At 67.5% G+C, this 793-nt stretch carries 1 protein-coding gene; it reads right to left on the bottom strand.

What is annotated here, in order from left to right:
* On the bottom strand, window positions 1–793 hold a 793-nt coding region (locus GPZ80_RS31890), incomplete at both ends, for a proprotein convertase P-domain-containing protein (protein ID WP_187224814.1).

The raw sequence follows: 793 nt of genomic DNA, 5'->3' as shown, positions 1-793 counted from the left end.
GACGAGGTCGCCGCGCCAGGTGTGCTTGATGTCGATGTCGACTTTGCTGCTCGATGAGGCGGTGCCCGAGCAGCTCAGGTTGATGGTGCTCGTGACGGTGGTGTTGTCGGCGATGGTGACGTTGGTGCCGTTGCCGGCGGGGGCGCAGGTGCCGCCGTCGCCGGTGGATCCGGTGTTGAGGGTCCAGGTGTCGAGTTTGCCGCTGTCGCCGGGGCCGGAGTCGTTGACCCTGAGTTTCCAGGTGCCGTCGGCGGTTTCGCCGGAGAGGTTGACGGTGTAGGAGGTGTTGAGGTTGTCGGTGCCCGCGCCGGTCTTGTTGTGCAGGACGTAGGCGGAGCCGTCGGGTGCGATGAGGGAGACGGTCAGGTCACCGATGTAGGTGTGGACGATGTTGACGTCGACCTTGGCGGTGGCTGAGGCGTTGCCGGTGCAGCCGGAGACGGTGACCGGGCTTTCGATGGTGGTGTTGTCGGTGATGGTGTGGTCGGTGGTGTTGGTGACCGCCGAGCAGGTGCCGCCGCCGGTGGGGTTGATCGTCCAGGTGAAGTTCGCCGACCCGGACTTGGCGGGGCTGGAGCTGTCCGTCGCGGTGATGGTCACGTTGGACGTGCCGGCGGTGGTGGGGGTGCCGGTGATGGTGCCGGTCGAGGAGCTGATCGACAGGCCTGCGGGCAGCCCGGTGGCCGACCAGGTGTACGGGGTGGTGCCGCCGGAGGCGGTGTTGGACTTGTTGACCGCGGTGCCCACGGTGCCGCTCTGGTTACCCGGGTTGGTGACCGTCACGCCGGTGGTG

It is taken from the genome of Actinokineospora xionganensis (assembly GCF_014323725.1).
Classification (GTDB): Bacteria; Actinomycetota; Actinomycetes; order Mycobacteriales; family Pseudonocardiaceae; genus Actinokineospora; species Actinokineospora xionganensis.
Note: the sequence above shows the minus strand (reverse complement) of the source record. Positions and strands in the feature narration are given on the sequence as shown.